Here is a 20744-nt window from a genome sequence, read left to right as displayed (position 1 = left end):
TTAATGAAGGTGGAAGATAGGAATAATTTATACCCGGTTTTTTTAAAGGTTAAAAACCTAAACGTTCTTATCGTTGGAGGAGGAAATGTAGCCGAGGAAAAACTTCATTTTTTAACCAAATCAAGTCCGGATGCTAAAGTTACTATGGTAGCTCCCATGTTTAGAGAAGCTACGGTTGCTTTGGCAAAAAAGTATTGTGTAACGATGGTTGCTGATACGTATCATGAGCGATACTTAACGGGAAGACATATGGTAGTGGCAACTACTGACATTCCTGAGGTAAATGTACAGGTTTGGAAGGATTGCCGTGCGCAGGCCAAGTTGGTAAACGTTGCTGACAATCCACCTTATTGTGATTTTTATATGGGAGGGATTGTAACAAAGGGTAATGTAAAAGTGGCTATTTCGACAAATGGACAGTCGCCCACCACTGCTAAACGATTACGTCAGTTTTTTGAGGAAGTAATTCCTGAAAATATTGATGATTTGGTGAAGAATTTAAATGAATATAGAAAAACAATAAAAGGTGATTTTGAGGAAAAAGTGGAAACGCTTAATGAATTCACCAAAGGATTAATAGGAAAAAAAGAAGTTGCAAATGATCAAGACTGATATTTTAATTATCGGGGCAGGCCCCACTGGATTATTTACTGTTTTTGAAGCAGGATTATTAAAGTTAAAAACACATCTGATTGATGCTCTACCACAACCCGGTGGTCAGTGTTCTGAGATATACCCAAAAAAGCCAATTTATGATATTCCAGGCTTTCCCGAAATACTAGCAGGAGATTTGGTTGATAATTTAATGGAACAAATCAAACCCTTTGAACCTGGTTTTACACTAGGAGAAAGAGCAGAGACTATTGAAAGGTTAGAAGATGACTCTTTTGTAGTAACTACAAACAGAGGAACAAAACATAATGCACCCGTTGTAGCAATTGCAGGAGGACTCGGGTCTTTTGAGCCTCGTAAACCACCTATTCCTAATATTGCGAATTTTGAAGACAAAGGTGTAGCATATATTATCCGGGATCCTGAGGTATACCGGGATAAAAAAGTAGTAATCGCCGGAGGTGGGGATTCAGCTTTGGACTGGACTATCTTTCTGGCCGATGTAGCTAGTGAAGTAACTTTAGTACATCGTCGGAATGAGTTCAGAGGTGCCTTGGATTCTGTAGAAAGAGTAGGAGAACTTACCAAACTAGGCAAAGTAAATTTAATTACAGAAGCTGAAGTAAAAGAAATTAAAGGTGATGACTTTGTAACCGGCGTAGGAATCAAACATAAAAAAGACGGAGATATTCATGTGGATACAGATTATTTTATTCCGTTATTCGGATTATCCCCAAAATTAGGACCTATCGGAGATTGGGGATTAGAGATTGAAAAAAATGCGATTAAAGTTAATAATTCGTATGATTATCAAACTAATATCCCCGGAATTTATGCAATTGGTGATGTGAATACCTATAAAGGGAAATTAAAATTAATCCTTTCTGGTTTCCACGAAGCTGCAATTATGTGTCAAAGTGCGTACCAACGTATTTTCCCGGATAAAAAGTATGTGATGAAATATACAACGGTAGGAGGTATAGAAGGATTTGACGGATCTAAAAAAGAAGCCAAAAAAGAAGTAGTAAAAGCTATTATTTAAGTAATAAAAGTCTACAACAAGACCCCAGAGGCTTGTTCTAATGATATGTTAGAATCTAAAACCTTTGGGGTCTTTTTTCTAATACAAAGTTAAATTCTAAAAACTTAGAAAATAAGGAGTTAAAAAAGTGACGGTTATAGATAGTAGAAAGTACTATTCATAACCGTCATTTTAATTTCTATTTGTTTAGAATCAGTTTTCCGGATTTTTTTATTGTTTTACAAACCAGTGGTATCTGCTTACTCTGTTGCCTTCTTCATCAACACCAACTATTAATAAGGCTTTTCCATTATAAAAAGAATAAACTTTAAAATTGAAACTATTATCCTGATCACCAACTAATATAGAATTGTTGGAGGTTACTTCAATGTCAAATTTGATAATGTCAGTTAACTCACCTAAAAGTGGTCTGCTTAGTGTAACTTCAGGAGATGCTACTCTTAGTACTTGCGTACCATTTATAAAAGGTGCCGGAAAGAAATCGCGATCTACTGTTACGGCTGAATTCCATTTACGGTTCTCCGAATCATAAATAAATTCTAATTTCCAATCACCTTCTAGAATCGGTTGTGTAATTGTAGATTTAAATTCTGTAATGCTTAAGGGGTGAATAGGATTTAAAGTCTCTGTTTTTTCGCTTACTGGACTTTCAACAACTGTCTCCTTTTGACAAGAAATAGAAATTACTAATACTAAAATTAAAAGTGCTAAATTTTTTAAAGTTTTCATTATGTGATATTTAAGTTGTTAAGTATAGAAAACGTAAAAAGATAACCTTATCGTATGTAGGTGTAAAATTCCATTATATGTTTTTTATAAAAAGTTGAAATTATTAACATGAATTTATGTGATTTCAATATTTACCAGATTTATAAAGGGAAGTTAATATGAAGTTATATAACCGTTTTAAAATATAAAAACTATGACGATAACTATTTTTTTTCGTTTATTTCCGCTTATTAGATGAGTTTTTGTAGCAAGAAAATTTAACTTTTTGTAGGTTAGACTTCCTCAATTTAATAATCTAAGATATTATTTTTTTATCAAAAAATCTTAAATGCAGCGTTTGATGTCATGACTTTATTTAACTAAAAGTTAACTTTTATCAGTTTGACTAAATGACTTTTCATTACTGATAAAGGTGATTTTTTATTTGTATTATTTTATTTTGAAAATCATTATAAGCCTTTCTTACTTCTGAATTATGATATAAAAACAGCAGAAATAAATAAAGTCTTTAAGTATATTTGTGGTATTGAATTTAAACATATGTCTGACATTACTATAAAAATAAAAGATAGAGAAGGTGAAATTCACGAAGTCCAGGCGCCAACGGATATGGCTATGAACTTAATGGAAGTTTGTAAAGCTTATGAATTACCGGTTGAAGGAACTTGCGGCGGAATGGCGATGTGTGCCTCTTGTCAATGTTATATTTTATCAGATCACGAACTTCCTGAAATGGGGCAGGACGAAGACCTAATGTTAGCTGAAGCTTTTTATGTAGAAGACAACAGTCGTTTAGGATGTCAAATCTCCATTACTCCTAATTTGGATGGATTAGAGGTTGAGTTGGCGCCGGAATCTTAGTAAAGCTACATGAAGGGTAATTTCTTTGATAGTTTTTAATTTTATATTATCTTTATGATATGGATACTAAGGAGAATTTATCTGTTTATTTAAATGAACTTAATAAAAAGTTCACAGAATTACTACCACAAGTTTCTAAAGAAATTAGAAATTACGAAGACAAAGCTTCAAAAGGTTTATTGACGTTGAAACCGAAAAGTAGTCCTCAATTTAATGCGCCAACCTAGACTAATTGTAGTTGCAGGTTGTAATGGGTCTGGAAAATCGTCGTTCTCAAATGCGTTCACTGATCAAAATATAAAGCCTTACGATTATGACCTTGTTTATAAGAATATTTATAATAGGCTAATACCTACGGACTTTATCGACGTTATGGCTCAAAATCTCGCCAGAGAAAATTTAGAACTATCCATTTACAAAGCTATTGAGAATAGAAATAATTTTTGCTATGAAACTAATTTCGATTCTACACCTCTTTATTGGCCTAAAAAATTTAAGCAATATAATTACCATTTAGAAATTATCTATTTTTCTCTTGATTCAATTACTAAAGCTAAAGAAAGAGTTCGAATTAGATATGAAAATGGAGGGCATTTTGTTCCGGATGAAGAAATTGAAAAGAGATATGAGTTAGGCTTTATCAATATCAATAAATTTTGGAATTTTTTTGATAAAGTTAGCTTCTTTGATACTAGTAATTATAATTCAATACCAGAACACATTTTTACTTTAGTCAAAAATAATTTAGTGTCAACTAGTATAATTCCTAATTATTTAAAAAATAAAATTTCTTCCATATTAGATCAGATGACTTAAACAGTAAAGTGATAACTCTAATACTTTTATTTCCTAAAAACAACAATCCTAACCTTTTCAGGTTTTTTAATCCTTACGGCAACAGAATCATACTCCCATTTGTTTCCAATATTACGTGCCCAATAATCAAGAATTCCATTTTTCTTTTTACCTATTAATTTAACGGAAACAGCAACTCTTTGATAATCTTTACTATAAAATACTTCTCCCTGTATAAAATTTAGAAAATTAGGTTTAGCTAAAGTCCCGAACATAGTTTGTACTTCCTTATTTTTATTAGCGATTAGACGGGCATTTTCGGTGAGTTGTGGTTGTAAGTAAACACTTCCGTAACGTAGTGGAGCATTTTGAGAAACTACAAAGAATATAATGATACATAGTAGTAGAAAAATCATAGGAACTATCCATTTCCAATAACGTTTAAGCCAGTTCGTTGTAGTGTTTTGCATATTTTCTGTTTTTTCATAAAGACAGAAATATGATTATAGAGTGACACTATTTTGGCAAGTGATCTTTTATAATTTTTCCTTGCAAAAAAGACTGTTATGCCCGTTCTTTGCATTTAGTTTTAAAAGTACATAGCGTACAGTTCATATACATATTAATGTTATCAAGAAAGGCGGAGGGAATAGACCCTGTGAAACCTTAGCAACCCTCTAGATGAAACTCAATTTTAAAAACTACTTTTTGGTTCTTAAAGTTGTAAGTTGAATTAGTCCCGCTTTAAGCAGGACCTTTTCAGTTTAGATTTTCTTAATTTTTTTTAGATAGAGAAGGTGCTACATTCTATCCTGTACAACGGGACTAGATAACGAAAACCTATAGCTAAGGCTATCTTTTCCACAAATTTCTTGATATTATATTATAATTGTCATTATAGCAATGTCATTCCGATGAAGATCGGAATCTCATCATTGCTAAATAGAGGTTTAATAAGTGAAAATGAAAGACATAAAAAAAATATTAGAAGAGCGAATCCTAATACTAGATGGTGCGATGGGTACTATGATTCAGCGACATAAATTTTCTGAAGAAGATTACCGGGGAACCCAGTTTAAGGATTGGGAACAACCACTTCAGGGAAATAATGATTTATTAAGCATTACGCAACCCGAAGCGATCAAAGAAATTCATAGATTTTATTTTGAAGCAGGCGCCGATATCGCTGAGACAAATACCTTTTCAGGAACTACCATTGCCATGGAGGATTACGGAATGCAGGATATCGTATATGATTTAAATTACCAGTCTGCTAAAATTGCCAAAGAAGTAGCAGATGAGTTTACAAAAAAAGAACCAAATAAACCACGCTTTGTAGCAGGTTCAATAGGTCCTACCAATAGAACGGCAAGTATGTCACCTGATGTAAATGATCCCGGATACAGAGCGGTAACTTTTGACGAATTACGAATTGCTTATAAACAACAAGTGGAAGCCTTACTTGATGGAGGCGTAGATATATTATTAGTAGAAACCGTATTTGATACGTTAAATGCAAAAGCAGCTCTTTTTGCGATAGAAGAGGTAAAAGACGAACGAAATATAGACGTTCCTATCATGGTAAGCGGAACGATTACAGATGCTAGTGGGAGAACATTATCCGGACAAACTGCCGAAGCTTTTTTAATTTCTATTTCACATATTCCTATGTTAACGGTAGGATTTAATTGCGCTTTGGGAGCAAATCAGCTTACCCCGCATCTAGAAGTATTGTCCAAAAAAACTGCCTTTGGAGTTTCGGCGCACCCTAATGCAGGATTGCCCAATGCCTTCGGAGAATATGATGAATCTCCGGAAGAAATGGCGTCTCAGATTAAAGAATATTTGGATAAAGGATTAATCAATATTATCGGTGGTTGTTGCGGAACCACGCCTGAACATATTAAGGCAATCGCAGATCTAGCAAAGAATTATAAACCACGACAGCTATTAGTTGATAGTTTATAGTTTTTGGACTTATGGAATATATAGATTTGGATGTATGGAAACAATCGCGAAGAATAGTGACTACTATCTACGAACTCACAGGAAAATTTCCTAAAGAAGAACAGTTTGGTTTAACCAGCCAGATGAGGAGAAGTGCTATCTCTATACCTTCTAATATAGCTGAAGGTTGTGTAAGAAGAACCTCAAAAGATACTCTTCAATTTTTACATATTGCAAGAGGTTCTCTGTATGAATTAGAAACCCAATTATACCTGACTTTAGATCTGAATTATATAGATTATAAAGAACATAAAATTACAGATGAACAGATCACAATTTGTAAAAAACTGCTAAATGGATTTATGAACTATTATAAAAAGCAAAAATTATGATGGCAGGTAAATCGACATTACTATCAACGGACAACCAGAACCCATCAACTAAAAGATACCTTAAGCTCTCTGGCTTGGAGCCAATGATCGTGACGCCTGAGACAAATTTCATCAATGTTGGAGAACGTACAAATGTAGCCGGATCACGTAAATTTTTACGTTTAGTAAAAGAAGAACAGTTTGATGAAGCTCTAGATATTGCCCGTCATCAGGTAGAAGGAGGAGCACAGGTCATTGATATCAATATGGACGATGGCCTGATTGATGGTAAAGAAGCGATGGTTCGTTTTTTAAACCTTATCATGGCTGAACCGGATATTGCCCGTGTACCTATCATGATTGATAGTTCAAAATGGGAAATTATTGAGGCTGGCCTTCAGGTAGTACAGGGAAAATGCGTGGTAAATTCTATTAGTCTAAAAGAAGGCGAAGAAGAATTTATCAAACATGCTAAAGCTATCAAACGATACGGAGCAGCGGTTATCGTTATGGCATTTGACGAAGTAGGGCAAGCTGATAACTACGAACGACGTCTCGAAATTTCAAAAAGGTCTTATGATATTCTGGTAAATCAGTTAAACTTTCCACCGGAGGATATCATTTTTGACCTTAATATTTTTCCGGTGGCTACCGGAATGGAAGAACATAAGCTAAATGCGATTGATTTTATCGAAGCCACTCGATGGGTTCGTCAAAACCTGCCACATTGTAGTGTCAGTGGTGGAGTGAGTAATGTTTCCTTTTCTTTTAGGGGGAATAATGTAGTGCGTGAGGCTATGCATTCCGTCTTTTTATTTCACGCTATTAAAGCAGGAATGAATATGGGGATTGTAAACCCTGCCATGCTTGAGGTTTATGATGATATACCCAAAGATTTACTGGAACACGTTGAAGATGTTATTCTAAACCGAAGAGAAGATGCCACTGAGCGTTTGTTGGATCTTGCCGAATCGGTTAAAGGAACTGCAAAAGAAAGGGTAGTAGATCTTTCCTGGAGGGAAGAACCTTTACAAGACAGAATTACCCGTGCCCTGGTAAAAGGGATTGATCAGTATATCACTGAAGATGTTGAAGAAGCTCGACAAAAAGCGGATAAACCTATTGAGGTGATCGAAGGGAACTTAATGACGGGAATGAATGTAGTCGGAGATTTGTTTGGATCCGGTAAAATGTTCTTGCCCCAAGTAGTAAAGTCAGCGAGGGTAATGAAAAAAGCCGTGGCATACTTATTACCTTATATAGAAGAAGAGAAATTGAAAAATCCCCTTCCGATTGGTGAAGAAGAAGGAAAGGGGGCTGGAAAAGTTCTTATGGCAACGGTAAAAGGAGACGTGCATGATATTGGGAAAAATATCGTTTCCGTTGTGTTGGGATGTAATAATTATGAAATTGTGGACTTAGGGGTCATGGTACCTCCCGAAAAAATTATCCAAACCGCTATTGACGAACAGGTTGATATTATCGGATTAAGTGGTTTAATTACTCCATCTTTAGATGAAATGGTGTATTTAGCTAAAGAAATGGAACGTAAAAACTTTAAAGTTCCGTTGCTAATCGGAGGGGCCACTACATCCAAAGCACATACCGCAGTTAAAATCGACCCGCAATATAAAAATGCAGTGGTTCATGTAAACGATGCTTCAAGGGCTGTGACCGTAGTTGGAGACCTGCTAAATAAAAAGATAAATGAAAAATACGTTGGGGATCTTAAAGCAGATTATTCCGTTTTTAGAGAAGGTTTCTTAAAGCGAACTAAAAAGAAAGAATATCTGAGTATAGCGGCCGCTCGTACTAATAAATACCAGATTGATTGGCAATCTTCAGAAATTTCAAAACCAAATACTTTGGGTATTCAAATACTAGAAGATTTTGATTTAAAAAAGTTAGCTCCATTTATCGACTGGACACCTTTTTTCCGATCCTGGGATTTACATGGAAAGTATCCTGCCATTTTAACGGATGAAGTAGTTGGGGAACAAGCAACTTCGTTATTTAAGGATGCACAAGAATTATTAAAGAAAGTACTGGATGAACAACTATTGGGAGCCAAAGCTATTTTTGGATTATTTGAAGCCAATACTATTGATGATGACGATATTGAAGTAATACATTCAAGTGGTACTTCGGATACAAAACAACAAAGTAAAGACGAAGCACAAAATGATACTTTTATTTTCAGAACGCTTCGGCAACAATTAAAAAAGCATGCAGGTAAACCCAATTTCGCATTAGCCGATTTTGTCGCTCCTAAAGAAAGTGGAATTCAAGATTACATAGGCTGTTTTTGTGTAACTACAGGTTTTGGTACTAAAGAACTTGCAGAGCAGTTTGAAAAAGACCTGGATGACTATAACTCCATTATGATAAAAGCATTAGCAGACCGTTTAGCCGAAGCTTTTGCTGAATATTTACATAAAAGGGTTCGAAAAGAAGATTGGGGTTATGCCAATAATGAAGATTTGAGTAACGATGATTTAATTAAAGAATCTTATAAAGGAATTCGACCTGCCCCTGGATATCCTGCTTGTCCTGATCATTTAGAGAAATTAACTATTTGGGAATTACTAAAGGTGAAAGAAAATATCGGGGTAGAATTAACAGAAAGCCTGGCTATGTGGCCGGCTGCATCTGTTTCTGGGTATTATTTTGCCAATCCGGAAGCAAGGTATTTTGGACTGGGTAAAATTAAAGAAGACCAGGTAGCTGATTTTGCAAAACGGAAAGAAATCGAATTTGAATACGCTCGGAAATGGTTAAACCCTAATATTTTGGATTAAACTTTATAAAGTTTAAATAGTTAAATACAGCTTTTAAGATTTAATAAGGTTAGTGTTAAAGAAAAAGATCTCTAGAAAGGATATCATAAATGGACTAAAAACTGGGACTTTAAGTCCGGGATAGAAAAATGAATATAGAAAGTTATATCAAACAATTAGAAGAACATTTTAACGGAAAACCCTGGTTTGGAACCTCCGTATGGAGTTCATTAGAAAATATTCCATATAGTTTTTGGAATGTTAAATTGAACAATATTTCTCATTCCATTTTAGAACTGGTCCTACATATGATAGATTGGCGGGGTTTTGTTATCGAAAAATTACAAGGCAACGAGGCATTCAGTATTGAAATGAATTCGGAGCAGGATTGGCTTAAAGGGGTAGTTGTCAATACAGATGATGACAAGCAATTGGTTATGAGTGAACTTATGGAATCTCAAAAACAGCTTTGTGAGTTATTACAAGATAAAACATATTTATGGCTTTCAGAAGAAGCTAGTGGGGAGAACTATTCTAATGAATATATGATTCAAGGTATTGTTCCTCATGATATTTATCATTTAGGACAAATTAACTTAATATATAAACAAGCGAAAGTTTCGTTATAGCTCAAATCAAATAATTAAAAAGTACTGTATTTAAGGAGTTTATGAAAGTAACAGAACATATAGAACAGGCAAAAGGAAAAACTTTATTTTCTTTTGAATTAATTCCACCTCAAAAAGGGAAAAGCATACAAGAGTTGTACAACAACATTGATCCGTTAATGGAGTTCAATCCTCCTTTTATTGATGTGACCACGTCAAGAGAAGAATTTATATATATAGATAAAGATGGGTTACTTGATAAAAAATTAACCCGAATGCGTCCGGGAACGGTTGGGATTTGCGCTTCTATCAAACATAAATATGACGTAGATACCATACCTCACGTGCTTTGTGGTGGTTTCACTAAAGAAGAAACTGAATATCTATTAGTAGATTGCCATTACCTGGGAATCGATAACGTAATGGCATTGCGAGGAGATGCTATGAAAGAAGAAAAATACTTTAAACCTACTAAAGGGGGACATTGTTATGCAAATGAATTAGTAGCACAGATTGCAAATATGAATAAAGGACAATACCTGCATGAAGTAATTGAAACGGACAACAAATCAAATTTTTGTATTGGTGTAGCCGGATATCCTGAAAAACACCTCGAAGCACCATCAATGGATGCAGATATCAGGAAATTAAAAGATAAAGTAGAGGCGGGTGCAGACTATGTAGTTACGCAAATGTTTTTTGATAATCAAAAGTATATTGCCTTTGTAGAAGCTGCAAAAAAAGCAGGGATTACCGTTCCGATTATACCCGGAATCAAACCCGTTGCGGTTAAAAAGCATCTTCAGTTGTTACCTCAGGTATTTCGCCTGGATATTCCGGACGAATTGGTTAATGCTGTAGAAAAATGTGATAATAATGCAGCAGTGCGTGAAGTAGGTATCGAATTTGCTATTCAACAATCCAAAGAGTTGATGGAATACGGGGTTCCGGTTCTACACTATTATTCCATGGGTAAATCAGATAATATTAGAAAAATAGCAGAAGCAGTTTTTTAGCTTTGGCAATTTGCCGTTTTGCCCTTGGATAGCCCAAAGGACTATGCTACATTTGCCGGAATGAAAAAGTGGGTAGTTATTGTATGGATAGGTTTTTCATTTTGTTTACACGCGCAAAATGAAAAAAAATACTTTGATGCAGATATCACTTATTTTCAAGGGACTATATTAAAACATAACCCGGATATATCTCATCTAATTACAAATCATCCCGAAGGAATGATGTTGTCCTTACAGCAAAGGACTTTCGGTAATAAAGAGTGGCAACGTTTGTACAATTACCCGGATTATGGTTTTACTTTGATCTACCAGGATTTAAAGAACCAAAGTTTAGGAACTAATTATAGTTTGTACGCTCATTGGAATTTCTATTTTTTGAAAAGGCATCTTACCCTAAAAATAGGACAAGGTATCGCTTATACAACTAATCCTTTTGATATTGATAACAACTTTAGAAATGTAGCTTATGGATCTCACCTATTAAGTTCTACAATCGCTTTCTTAAATTTTGAAAAGAAAAACATTTTGAAAAACCTTGGAGTGAAAGCCGGGTTGGGTATTATTCATTATTCTAATGCAAATGTAAAAGCTCCTAACAAGAGTACAAACACACTTACCTTTCAGACGGGGGTTACCTATTCCTTTCAAGAAGATTTTCCGGATTATGTAGCTAAAGAGAAAGGAGAAGTAAAAAGTAACAAACCTTTAAAATTTGGTTTTTTTTATAGGGGAGGGGTTAATGAAACTGATGTAATAGGTTCCGGACAATACGTATTCCATACCATAGGAGGGTTTGTAGATAAAAAGATAAATAAAAAAAGCACGCTAGTTGCAGGAACAGAGCTTTTTATATCCGAGGCCCTAAAAAGATTTATTGAGTTTAGGGCAAATGCAGAGTTTGCAGATAGTGGAACAGGAGATGAAGATTCAAAAAGAGTAGGTATATTTTTAGGACATGAACTTACGGTAAACCGGGTGTCGTTAATTTCACAATTGGGTTTTTATGCATATTATCCATTTGACTTTGAAGGTCGGTTTTATAACAGGTTAGGAGCAAGATATTACTTTAGTAATAATTGGTATGCTTCTGTTACCGTACGATCTCACGCCGCAAAAGCCGAGGCCGTAGAATTTACTATAGGATATAAGTTATGAGACTATTAATTGTTTTATTTGTTGTGATGGTAATTAGTTGTGATACAGAAAATACAATCGACTGTTTACAAAGGACCGGATCAAAAGTTTCAAAAGAATTAGTAGTTAGTGACTTTAAAAAAATTTTAGTAAACCCTAATATTGAAGTGGTTATAAAACCAGGAGTTGAACCCTCTGTACTAATTGAAACCGGGGATAACCTACTGAATGAAATTAGTGCGGTAGTAGAAGGAGATCAACTTATACTGACTAACAATAATGATTGTAACCTGGTAAGAGCTTTTAATCAGACTAAAATTACAGTTACTGCTGTGAATATTTCAGAAATCAGGAGCGCAACCCAATTCGATATTATATCAGAGGGAGTTTTGCGCTTTGCGAACTTGGATTTATTATCAGAAGATTTCTTTGAAAATACAGAAGGGAACATCACGGGTCAATTTATATTAAACATAGAAAATAATCAAACTACGATCACAGGTAATAATATTGGATCCTTCTTTATAAAAGGAACAACGAATACCCTTAAAATAAATATAGCTTCAGGATCGGGTAGGGTAGATGCCTCAGATTTTGTAGCAGAGGATGTTGTAATCTTTCATAGAGGTTCCAATAAACTTTTTATTAATCCCCAGAAATTAGTTACCGGAGCAATTCTAAGTACAGGTGATGTTATTGCACTTAATCGACCAGAAGTAATCAAGGTTTCTACCCCATTTAAAGGTCGACTTATCTTCAGATAGTTAAATTTTTTAAGTAAACAATGGGAGTTTTCCCATTTTATTTAAAATTTATTTTAGTTAATATTATATTAAAATATATTCCTTTTAAGATTTTATATTAATATAAAACGTTGATAATAAGTTAATTATATTTAATTATTTTATTTTAGGACATACGGTTAGAACGTAATTTTATCATGTTTTATATAAACTAGGTTTTAGTTATAAATGCTTAATTTTAAGTTAAATTTGACAGCCTCTAACCTAGTAACTAAAAGATGATCTATAGGAAAAAAACTACTCATATTTTAAGTCATGATGCTAAAGAGCATAATTATCTAAAAGAAGAGCTTTATGATTTAATCAAAAAAGATGCTAATATATTTGATTTTATCCAAGGTGCTGTTTTAGATGGATTATGGTTTTGGGACCTAGACAATCCTGAAAACGAATGGATGAGTTCCCGTTTTTGGACGGTATTAGGATACGATCCCGATCAAATGCCACATAAATCTTCTTCCTGGCAAAATATCATCAACCATGAAGATCTTAAAAATGCTATTCAAAATTTCGTAAAACACTGTCAAGATCCAACCTACCCTTATGACCAGATCGTAAGGTACACACATAGATTAGGACATACAGTTTGGATCCGTTGCAGAGGGCTTGCTATTCGTAATTCAAAAGGAAAACCAATCAGGATGATAGGAGCACATACGGATATTACAAGTTTTGAAAAGGTGAAGTTAAGTCTGAAAAAGCAAAACGAACGCTATAAACATGTTATTGATAGTACAAATTTAGGTATTTGGGAGATCAATTGTAAAACCCAGGAATTAATAATTAATGAGAATTGGGCGGATATTTTAGGATATACCCTATTAGAACTGCAACCTTTTCATAAAAATATAAGAGATAAAGCTTTACACCCTAAAGATCTGGAATATACCAGAATTTTAAAAAGTCAGCATATCAAGGGATTTACGGATCATTACGAATGTGAAATCCGAATGCGTCATAAAAACGGAGACTGGATATGGGTTGCCGAAAAAGGTAAAATTATAAGTTGGGACGAAGCGGGTAATCCGGAATGGATGATCGGGTCTATTCTTGAAATAACCGAAAGTAAAAAAACCATTGAAGAAAATAAGGCTTTTATTGAACAAGCTCCCAGTGCCATTGCTTTGTTAGATAAAAATATGCGGTACCTGGCAGTTTCTAAAAAATGGATAGACGATTATAAAATCAAAGAACCCGAAATTTTAGGTAAAACACATTACGAAATTTTTCCGGAAATTCCGGATCGCTGGAAAGAAGATCATCGTAGAGCATTACAAGGAGAATGTTTTAAGAAGGATGAAGATAAATTTATTCGGAAAGATGGTAGTCACCAATGGATATCATGGGAGCTCAGGCCCTGGTATACTGATCAAAAAGAGATAGGTGGTTTAATTATGCAAACAGAAGATATCACCTATCGTAAAATTACGGAACTACAGAATTATGAAAAACAAGTGTTCCAGGAAACCATCCTAAATTCCATAAACGTAGGTTTAGCTTCCTGTAACGAGCATGGAGAACTGACTATGTTCAACGCAGTAACCCAGAATTGGTTTGGACTACCTAATAATACCATACCTGTTGAAGAATGGCCTAATTATTACGGATTGTTTCAAAAAGATGGTGTTACCCCCTTACAAGAAGAAGAAATTCCTCTATTAAAAGCTTTGCATAAAGGTAAATTCAAAGATTACGAAATTATACTTACTCCTAATAACGGAAAGAAAAGGTTAGTAAGTACCAATGGTGCACAGCTTGTTGATGCCGAAGGAAAAGTAACCGGAGCCGTAGTAGCGTTACATGATATTACAGAAAAAAATGAAGTAATTGAACAACTCAGGGTTAGCGAAGAATCCTTCAGAGGTAATTTTGAACATGCAGCCATCGGTATGGCTATCCTGGATATTAAAGGAAAATGGCTTGAGATTAATATGGCACTAAGTAGTATCATTGGATATACCATACAGGAGCTTAACACCTTAACCTTAAAAAATCTAACACATCCGGATGATCATGAAGAAGACCAACTACTATTACAGGAGCTATTAACCGGCCGTCGCTCTTACTTTAGTATGGAGAAACGATTTATGCATAAAAAAGGACAGGTGGTTCACGTGATTTTATCCATGTCTTTAATTCGTGATAAATTTAATTTTCCGTTGAAACTAATTGCACAGGTGGTAGATGTAACCCCGAGGATTATTGCCAGAAAAGATCTAAAACAAACCGTTCAGCGATTAGAAAGCGTTTTACAGGCAAGTAGCAGGGTAGGTATTATAGAAACCAATTATGATGGTAAAGTGACTATGTTTAATAAAGGTGCGGAGAATCTTTTAGGATATGCTAAGGAAGAAGTACTTCATTTAAAATCTCTACCTGATTTTTATAAACCAGAAGAAATTGAGAAAAGGGGTTGTGAGCTTTCCGAACGTTTCGGCTATCCAATTAAAGATTTTGAAGTCTTTACCACGCTGGCTAAGGAGTTGGACCACGATACCCGTGAATGGATATGTGTGACTAAAGATGGTACACACCTTAACGTACAGCTTACCATAACCTCAGTGAAGAGAAATGAAATTGTAAGCGGATACCTAGCGGTGATTACTAATATTTCTCAACTAAAAGAAACAGAAACCGAATTAAAATCCCTTTTGTGTGTAACTAGTGACCAAAACAAACGTTTACGCAATTTTGCCCATATTGTTTCTCATAACCTAAAATCACATTCCGGTAACTTTGAGATGCTATTGGATATTTTTATCCAGGAGAATATGGGAATTTCGAAAAGTGAACCTATCCAGATGTTAAAGAAAGCTTCTTCAAACCTGGCGGAAACCATTAAACATCTTAATGAAGTAGTGCTTATCAATACTTCTATCAAAGATAATTTAGAAGGTATTAATCTCCAGAACACAATTAAAAAGGTATTGCGAAGCGTAGTGGCACTAGCCCAGGAGGGTCAGGTAACCATAAAGTATGATATTGATGCAGATATTAGAATTCTTGGGGTACCAGCTTACCTGGATAGTATTCTTTTAAATTTAATTACAAATGGAATCAAATATAGGTCAACTGAAAGAAATAGTTACATTAATATAAGTTCGGTTTGTTACAAAGACCAAATAGAAATTTTAGTGGAAGATAATGGGATTGGAATTGATTTGGACATGCATCATCAAAGAATTTTTGGGATGTATAAAACCTTTCATAATAATAAAGATGCCAGGGGAATTGGATTATTTATATCTAAAAACCAGGTGGAAGCAATGGGTGGTTCCATCGCAGTAGAAAGTATTTACGGTCAGGGAACTATCTTTAAAGTAAAGTTGAGTTATGAAAATAGTAAAAAATTAATAGAATAATTTAGAAAAAGCTTCAAGAAGTCATTACCTTATGGTAATTAGATAAAAAACGATAATGGTGCATGTAGATAGACATACGATAAAATCCGTAAGTTCGAGTACTTCGAATAAAAGAAGAAGTGTACCTCGTCTATGCTTAGTGGAATTATTAAGTCTTTTGACAGAACTGAATATGATAAAGATTTGAGTCGAAAAAGCTATGTTATGATGAGATAAACCGAAGGACTTTATCTTCTAAATTAAGTTGAGGGCAAGCCCTGTATTCTTCATTTTATAACGAAGAAATACTCGAATTGACAATTTTTCGCCATATGCACCAGAGCTAAAAAGTTAAATGTAATTGAATGAAGATGATTAATATAGCATGTATTATTGATGATGATCCGATTTTTGTATACGGAGTTAAAAAAGTAATGGAAATTATTAATTTCTGTGATAGTATTATGGTGTTTAGGAACGGGCAGGAAGCCCTGGACAATTTAAAAGCTATCATCATGTCTGAAGATGCATTACCAGATGTGATTATATTAGACCTTAATATGCCAGTACTGGACGGATGGCAATTTTTAGATCAGTTCGTTAAGATACCTTGTAAAAAGAAGATTGTACTGTATATTGCTTCGTCCTCAGTAGATCCGGCTGATACCTTAAAAGCAAAATCTTACGAAATTGTTAGTGATTATATTGTAAAACCCATATCTATTGAAAAATTAACAACGGTACTTAACGATTTTAAACAAGTAGGTTAAATAATACGTAGCCTTAAGCGTTTTCGGTAACTTCATGAAACAAGCTTTCTAGGTTTTTGTTTTTTCGAGATAGGTTAACAATTTTAAGTTGGTTATCATGAGCAAAATCAAATACAAACGACCTCATGTCTTTTGTAGTATTAAAATGGATTTCATAGGCAAACCCAAAGGTGTTCGTTGCCTTTTTTGCGTGAGGTAACTGTAAAAGAAAAGCTTCATCTACCCGGTAATCAAATTCGACCAATACGATTTGTTCTGCCTGGTTTAGTAATTCATCCAATTCCTGGTCAACCACAATGTTTCCTTTACTGATAATAATAACCCGATCACAAATGGCTTCTACCTCCTGCATAATATGCGTCGATAGAAAAATGGTTTTTGAAGTAGAGATCGTTCTAATCAATTCTCGTATTTCCATAATTTGATTAGGGTCCAATCCGGTCGTAGGTTCATCTAATATTAAGACTTCAGGATCGTGTATTAAGGCACAGGCAAGCCCGACACGTTGTTTATATCCTTTTGACAACTGTTTTATTTTTTTATGGACTTCCGGAGCTAAGCCGGTAATTTTAATGACATTATTAATACTGTCTTTACTAACACTATGTAGATCCGCGTTAAACCTCAAGTATTCTTTTACATACATATCGTCATACAATGGATTATGTTCCGGTAAATAGCCTACACTCTGTTGTACTCTTTTTTCATCTTCTAAAACATTAAAGCCATTGACCATTGCAACTCCTTCATCCGGCAACAGGTACGTAGTTAGTATTTTCATTAGAGTGGATTTACCTGCTCCGTTAGGACCTAAAAACCCAACAATTTCTCCTTTTTTTATTTCAAAAGAAACATCATCTAATGCTTTTTGCTCGCCATAATGTTTGCTAAGATTCTGTACGGAAATAGACATGGATATTTTAATGAAGATTAGTTAAATATAAAAAGCAGAACTTTGCTTTATTTCTTTTAGTACAAAAGTACTATTTAAAACACCTATATTTTCAATAGTAGACAATTTATACTTTATAAAATCATGATACTCTTCCAGGTTTTTAGTATGAATTTTTAGAATAAAATCTACTTGTCCGGCCATATGATAACATTCCTGTACTTCCTGTAATTGTTTTATTTGCTTTTCAAATTTTTCAATAAATGCTTCATTATGATATCTCATAGAAACCTGGCAAATAGTAGTGACAGATCTGTCAATCAATTTTTTGTTTAAAATAGCTACATACTTTTCAATATAGCCTAACTTTTCTAATCTTCGAATACGATCGTAAATAGGAGAGGTGCTCAAATTCATGTCCCGGGCAATCTCTTTAGTCGTGATCTTTGAGTTATCCTGTAAAATTCTTAAAATAGCCAGGTCAGTAGCGTCTAAGGTTTCCATAAAAGAGTAATACTTCTTAACACTTAATTAGTATAAAAATAGTAATTTTTAAGGTGTATGGTTTAAAAAACCGTAATTTTTATCTCATTTCAAAGATTATGCATATATAATTCTATAAATTATTACTTTTATAAGTAATAATTACGGAAATAAAATGAAAAGACCAAAGGTTTTAATTGTAGGAGCAAAAGGGCAGTTGGGAGTTGTATTAACACGTTATTTACAAGATAGATATGGGTTTGATCAGGTAATCGCTTCGGATTTACATGAGACTCCGTTTCTTATTGAAAGTAAGTATGAAAAATTAGATGCTACCGATCAACATGCCGTTCTGGAGGTAGTCGTAAAACATGGTATTACTCATATATATCATATGGCAGCGATACTGTCAGCAAAAGGAGAAGAGAAACCAATTGTTGCCTGGGAACTTAATATGAAAACACTTATAAACATCCTGGAAGTAGCCCGGATTAGTAAGGTGAAACGGGTGTTCTATCCAAGTTCCATAGCGGTTTATGGTGGAGAATACGATAGGACAAATACAGATAATGATACTCCGTTAACTCCTTCCACGGTTTATGGTATTAGTAAAGTAGCAGGTGAAAACTGGGCCAATTATTATTATCAAAAATATAATCTGGATGTACGGTCTTTACGGTACCCGGGAGTTATCGGATATCAATCGATGCCTAGCGGTGGTACTACGGACTATGCAGTAGAAATCTTTCATCGGGCATTAGTGGATAGAGCGTATACCTGTTACCTTTCAGAAGATACAAAACTACCCATGATTTTTATTGATGATGCCATCCGAGCTACTGTAGAAATTATGGAAGCACCTCAAGATAAAATAACCCGAAGAACCTCTTATAATCTGGCGGGCATTAGTTTTACGCCTGCAACATTAGCAACCGCTATTCAAAAGGAAATTCCTGACTTCAACATAAATTATCAGCCTGATTTCCGTCAGCAAATTGCAGATCAGTGGCCTCAGGTCATTAACGATAAAAAAGCCCAAGAGGACTGGAATTGGAAACCAGCCTATGACTTACCTAGAATGGTAGCGGTAATGTTATCCGAGTTACAGAAAGAATTTACTTCAAAAACTACCTTAGATTAGCACTAATATCAACTTATAAAAAATTCAAATTGTATGTATACCGGCGTTAAAAAACAATTAATCCAGGAGTTGGATACGATTAAAGAAGCAGGACTTTATAAAAAAGAAAGAAAAATTACTTCGCCACAAGGAGCTGAAATTGATACGGAGGCTACTAAAAACCTTCTTAATTTTTGTGCAAATAATTACTTAGGGCTTTCTTCAGACCCATCTGTAATTCAGGCAAGCAAAGCCACTATTGACAGTCATGGATTTGGGTTGTCCTCTGTTCGCTTTATTTGTGGTACCCAGGATATACACAAGGAATTAGAGCAAAAGACAGCAGATTTTCTTGGGATGGAAGATTGTATCTTATATGCGGCGGCTTTTGATGCAAACGGTGGTGTTTTTGAACCTTTGCTTACCAGTGAAGACGCTATTATTTCAGATGCTTTAAATCATGCTTCTATTATTGATGGAATTCGTTTATGTAAAGCGCAACGTTTTCGTTACGAGCATAATAATATGGCTGATCTGGAAAAGCAATTAATTGCAGCAAAAGGCTCCCGGCGTATCTTAATTGTAACTGACGGTTCCTTTTCTATGGACGGCACCATTGCTCAACTGGATAAAATTTGTGATCTGGCTGACGCTTATGGAGCAATGGTAATGGTTGATGATTGCCATTCTACCGGGTTCTTGGGTATAACCGGTCGGGGTACCCATGAGCATTGTAATGTAATGGGAAGAGTGGATATTATAACGGGTACCTATGGAAAAGCTTTGGGAGGAGCTTCCGGAGGATTTACCGCTGCTCGAAAGGAAATAGTGGAGATACTAAGGCAAAAGTCCAGGCCTTATCTATTTTCAAATACGCTAGCCCCTTCCATTGTAGGAGCTTCTATCAAAGTACTGAATATTTTATCCGGTTCTACGGAATTGCGTGATAAACTAGAAGCAAATACCAAACAATTTAGAAATAAGATGACTGAAGCCGGTTTTGATATCATCCCAGGGGAGCATCCTATCGTACCCATTATGTTGTACGATGCCAAACTGGCACAGGAATTTGCTGCAAAATTAGTCTCAGAAGGTATTTATGTCATAGGCTTCTTTTATCCGGTGGTTCCTAAAGGTAAAGCGCGTATCAGAGTGCAACTTTCAGCCGCCCATAGTCCGGAACAAATTGATTTTGCAGTAAAAGCTTTTATAAACGTAGGTAAATCTTTAAAAATCATCTGAATACGAATGTTTGTTAGTAATAGTGGTATTGAAATATCTTTATAATTTTAAAACTATTTGATCAATTTTTTTAATAATTTTTAAAAATGACATGATTATTAATGATAATATTTGATGTAGACTGATTATTTTAAATTCGTATCTTTCTTTCTATTTATTTTTCTAATTTAGCATCAGAAAATTGAAGTAATGAAAAGTATT

General features: G+C 34.5%; 20 protein-coding genes and 1 riboswitch. Of the genes, 16 read left to right on the top strand and 4 right to left on the bottom strand.

All coding sequences use genetic code 11. The features are described from left to right. Window positions 1-3 precede the first annotated feature (3 nt). Window positions 4-612, top strand: a complete 609-nt coding sequence (locus NBT05_RS00615; protein WP_265771481.1) for a precorrin-2 dehydrogenase/sirohydrochlorin ferrochelatase family protein — start codon at window positions 4-6, stop codon at window positions 610-612. Beyond that, window positions 599-1654, top strand: a complete 1056-nt coding sequence (locus tag NBT05_RS00610) for an NAD(P)/FAD-dependent oxidoreductase (RefSeq protein WP_265771480.1) — start codon at window positions 599-601, stop codon at window positions 1652-1654. The genes NBT05_RS00615 and NBT05_RS00610 overlap by 14 nt, the downstream gene beginning before the upstream one ends. Before the next feature lie 210 nt (window positions 1655-1864). Here NBT05_RS00610 and NBT05_RS00605 read toward each other — a convergent pair whose 3' ends face one another. Beyond that, a complete protein-coding gene (locus NBT05_RS00605) occupies window positions 1865-2383 on the bottom strand; it encodes a hypothetical protein (protein ID WP_265771479.1) in 519 nt (172 codons plus the stop codon). A 540-nt stretch (window positions 2384-2923) separates the two neighbouring features. Here NBT05_RS00605 and NBT05_RS00600 point away from each other — a divergent pair. From NBT05_RS00600 to NBT05_RS00590, 3 genes are read left to right on the top strand one after another with little or no spacing between them, the layout of a single operon-like run. Then, window positions 2924-3244 carry a 2Fe-2S iron-sulfur cluster-binding protein gene (locus tag NBT05_RS00600; protein WP_265771478.1) on the top strand — a complete coding sequence of 107 codons (321 nt, stop codon included), beginning with the start codon at window positions 2924-2926 and terminating at the stop codon, window positions 3242-3244. A 59-nt stretch (window positions 3245-3303) separates the two neighbouring features. Further along, window positions 3304-3471 (top strand): hypothetical protein, encoded by a 168-nt coding sequence (locus NBT05_RS00595; protein WP_265771477.1) that lies wholly within the window; start codon window positions 3304-3306, stop codon window positions 3469-3471. Continuing rightward, window positions 3458-4060, top strand: a complete 603-nt coding sequence (locus NBT05_RS00590) for a zeta toxin family protein (protein WP_265771476.1) — start codon at window positions 3458-3460, stop codon at window positions 4058-4060. Before NBT05_RS00595 ends, NBT05_RS00590 begins: the two co-directional genes overlap by 14 nt. Window positions 4061-4086: 26 nt before the next feature. Here the strand turns inward: NBT05_RS00590 and NBT05_RS00585 are convergent, their stop codons facing one another. Continuing rightward, window positions 4087-4509, bottom strand: a complete 423-nt coding sequence (locus NBT05_RS00585) for a hypothetical protein (protein ID WP_265771475.1) — start codon at window positions 4507-4509, stop codon at window positions 4087-4089. A 155-nt stretch (window positions 4510-4664) separates the two neighbouring features. Further along, a riboswitch (SAM riboswitch) is annotated at window positions 4665-4875 on the top strand. 127 nt (window positions 4876-5002) lie between these two features. Between NBT05_RS00585 and NBT05_RS00580 the strand changes: the two genes are divergently transcribed. From NBT05_RS00580 to NBT05_RS00540, 9 genes are all read left to right on the top strand, one after another. Beyond that, on the top strand, window positions 5003-6007 hold the full coding sequence (locus NBT05_RS00580) for a homocysteine S-methyltransferase family protein (RefSeq protein WP_265771474.1): 1005 nt from the start codon (window positions 5003-5005) through the stop codon (window positions 6005-6007). 11 nt (window positions 6008-6018) lie between these two features. Continuing rightward, window positions 6019-6378 (top strand): four helix bundle protein, encoded by a 360-nt coding sequence (locus tag NBT05_RS00575; RefSeq protein ID WP_265771473.1) that lies wholly within the window; start codon window positions 6019-6021, stop codon window positions 6376-6378. Beyond that, window positions 6378-9155 (top strand): methionine synthase, encoded by a 2778-nt coding sequence (metH, locus tag NBT05_RS00570; RefSeq protein ID WP_265773188.1) that lies wholly within the window; start codon window positions 6378-6380, stop codon window positions 9153-9155. Before NBT05_RS00575 ends, metH begins: the two co-directional genes overlap by 1 nt. A 128-nt stretch (window positions 9156-9283) precedes the next feature. After that, a complete protein-coding gene (locus tag NBT05_RS00565; RefSeq protein ID WP_265771472.1) occupies window positions 9284-9763 on the top strand; it encodes a DinB family protein in 480 nt (159 codons plus the stop codon). Window positions 9764-9804: 41 nt separating this feature from the next. Further along, a complete protein-coding gene (metF, locus tag NBT05_RS00560) occupies window positions 9805-10758 on the top strand; it encodes a methylenetetrahydrofolate reductase [NAD(P)H] (protein ID WP_265771471.1) in 954 nt (317 codons plus the stop codon). A gap of 24 nt (window positions 10759-10782) precedes the next feature. After that, window positions 10783-11913: an acyloxyacyl hydrolase gene (locus NBT05_RS00555; protein ID WP_322874192.1), complete on the top strand. Its 1131-nt coding sequence runs from the start codon at window positions 10783-10785 to the stop codon at window positions 11911-11913. Beyond that, window positions 11910-12656, top strand: a complete 747-nt coding sequence (locus NBT05_RS00550; RefSeq protein WP_265771470.1) for a head GIN domain-containing protein — start codon at window positions 11910-11912, stop codon at window positions 12654-12656. Before NBT05_RS00555 ends, NBT05_RS00550 begins: the two co-directional genes overlap by 4 nt. A 257-nt stretch (window positions 12657-12913) precedes the next feature. Further along, window positions 12914-16057, top strand: coding sequence for a PAS domain S-box protein (locus NBT05_RS00545; protein WP_265771469.1), 3144 nt, complete (start codon window positions 12914-12916; stop codon window positions 16055-16057). 344 nt (window positions 16058-16401) lie between these two features. Further along, window positions 16402-16806 (top strand): response regulator, encoded by a 405-nt coding sequence (locus NBT05_RS00540; protein WP_265771468.1) that lies wholly within the window; start codon window positions 16402-16404, stop codon window positions 16804-16806. Window positions 16807-16819: 13 nt separating this feature from the next. Here NBT05_RS00540 and gldA read toward each other — a convergent pair whose 3' ends face one another. Both gldA and NBT05_RS00530 read right to left on the bottom strand, forming a co-directional pair. Next, the gene (gene gldA, locus NBT05_RS00535) at window positions 16820-17719 is read right to left on the bottom strand and encodes a gliding motility-associated ABC transporter ATP-binding subunit GldA (protein ID WP_265771466.1); all 900 of its coding nucleotides are present in this window, start codon (window positions 17717-17719) and stop codon (window positions 16820-16822) included. Window positions 17720-17740: 21 nt separating this feature from the next. Beyond that, window positions 17741-18202: an Lrp/AsnC family transcriptional regulator gene (locus tag NBT05_RS00530; RefSeq protein WP_265771465.1), complete on the bottom strand. Its 462-nt coding sequence runs from the start codon at window positions 18200-18202 to the stop codon at window positions 17741-17743. Window positions 18203-18356: 154 nt separating this feature from the next. On the opposite strand from NBT05_RS00530, the gene NBT05_RS00525 reads away from it, so the two are divergent. Both NBT05_RS00525 and kbl read left to right on the top strand, forming a co-directional pair. After that, window positions 18357-19322, top strand: a complete 966-nt coding sequence (locus NBT05_RS00525; protein ID WP_265771464.1) for an NAD-dependent epimerase/dehydratase family protein — start codon at window positions 18357-18359, stop codon at window positions 19320-19322. Between the two features lie 33 nt (window positions 19323-19355). Further along, window positions 19356-20543: a glycine C-acetyltransferase gene (kbl, locus tag NBT05_RS00520; protein ID WP_265771463.1), complete on the top strand. Its 1188-nt coding sequence runs from the start codon at window positions 19356-19358 to the stop codon at window positions 20541-20543. Window positions 20544-20744 lie beyond the last annotated feature (201 nt).

The sequence above is a fragment of the Aquimarina sp. ERC-38 genome (assembly GCF_026222555.1).
In the GTDB taxonomy this organism is placed as follows: Bacteria; Bacteroidota; Bacteroidia; order Flavobacteriales; family Flavobacteriaceae; genus Aquimarina.
Note: the sequence above shows the minus strand (reverse complement) of the source record. Positions and strands in the feature narration are given on the sequence as shown.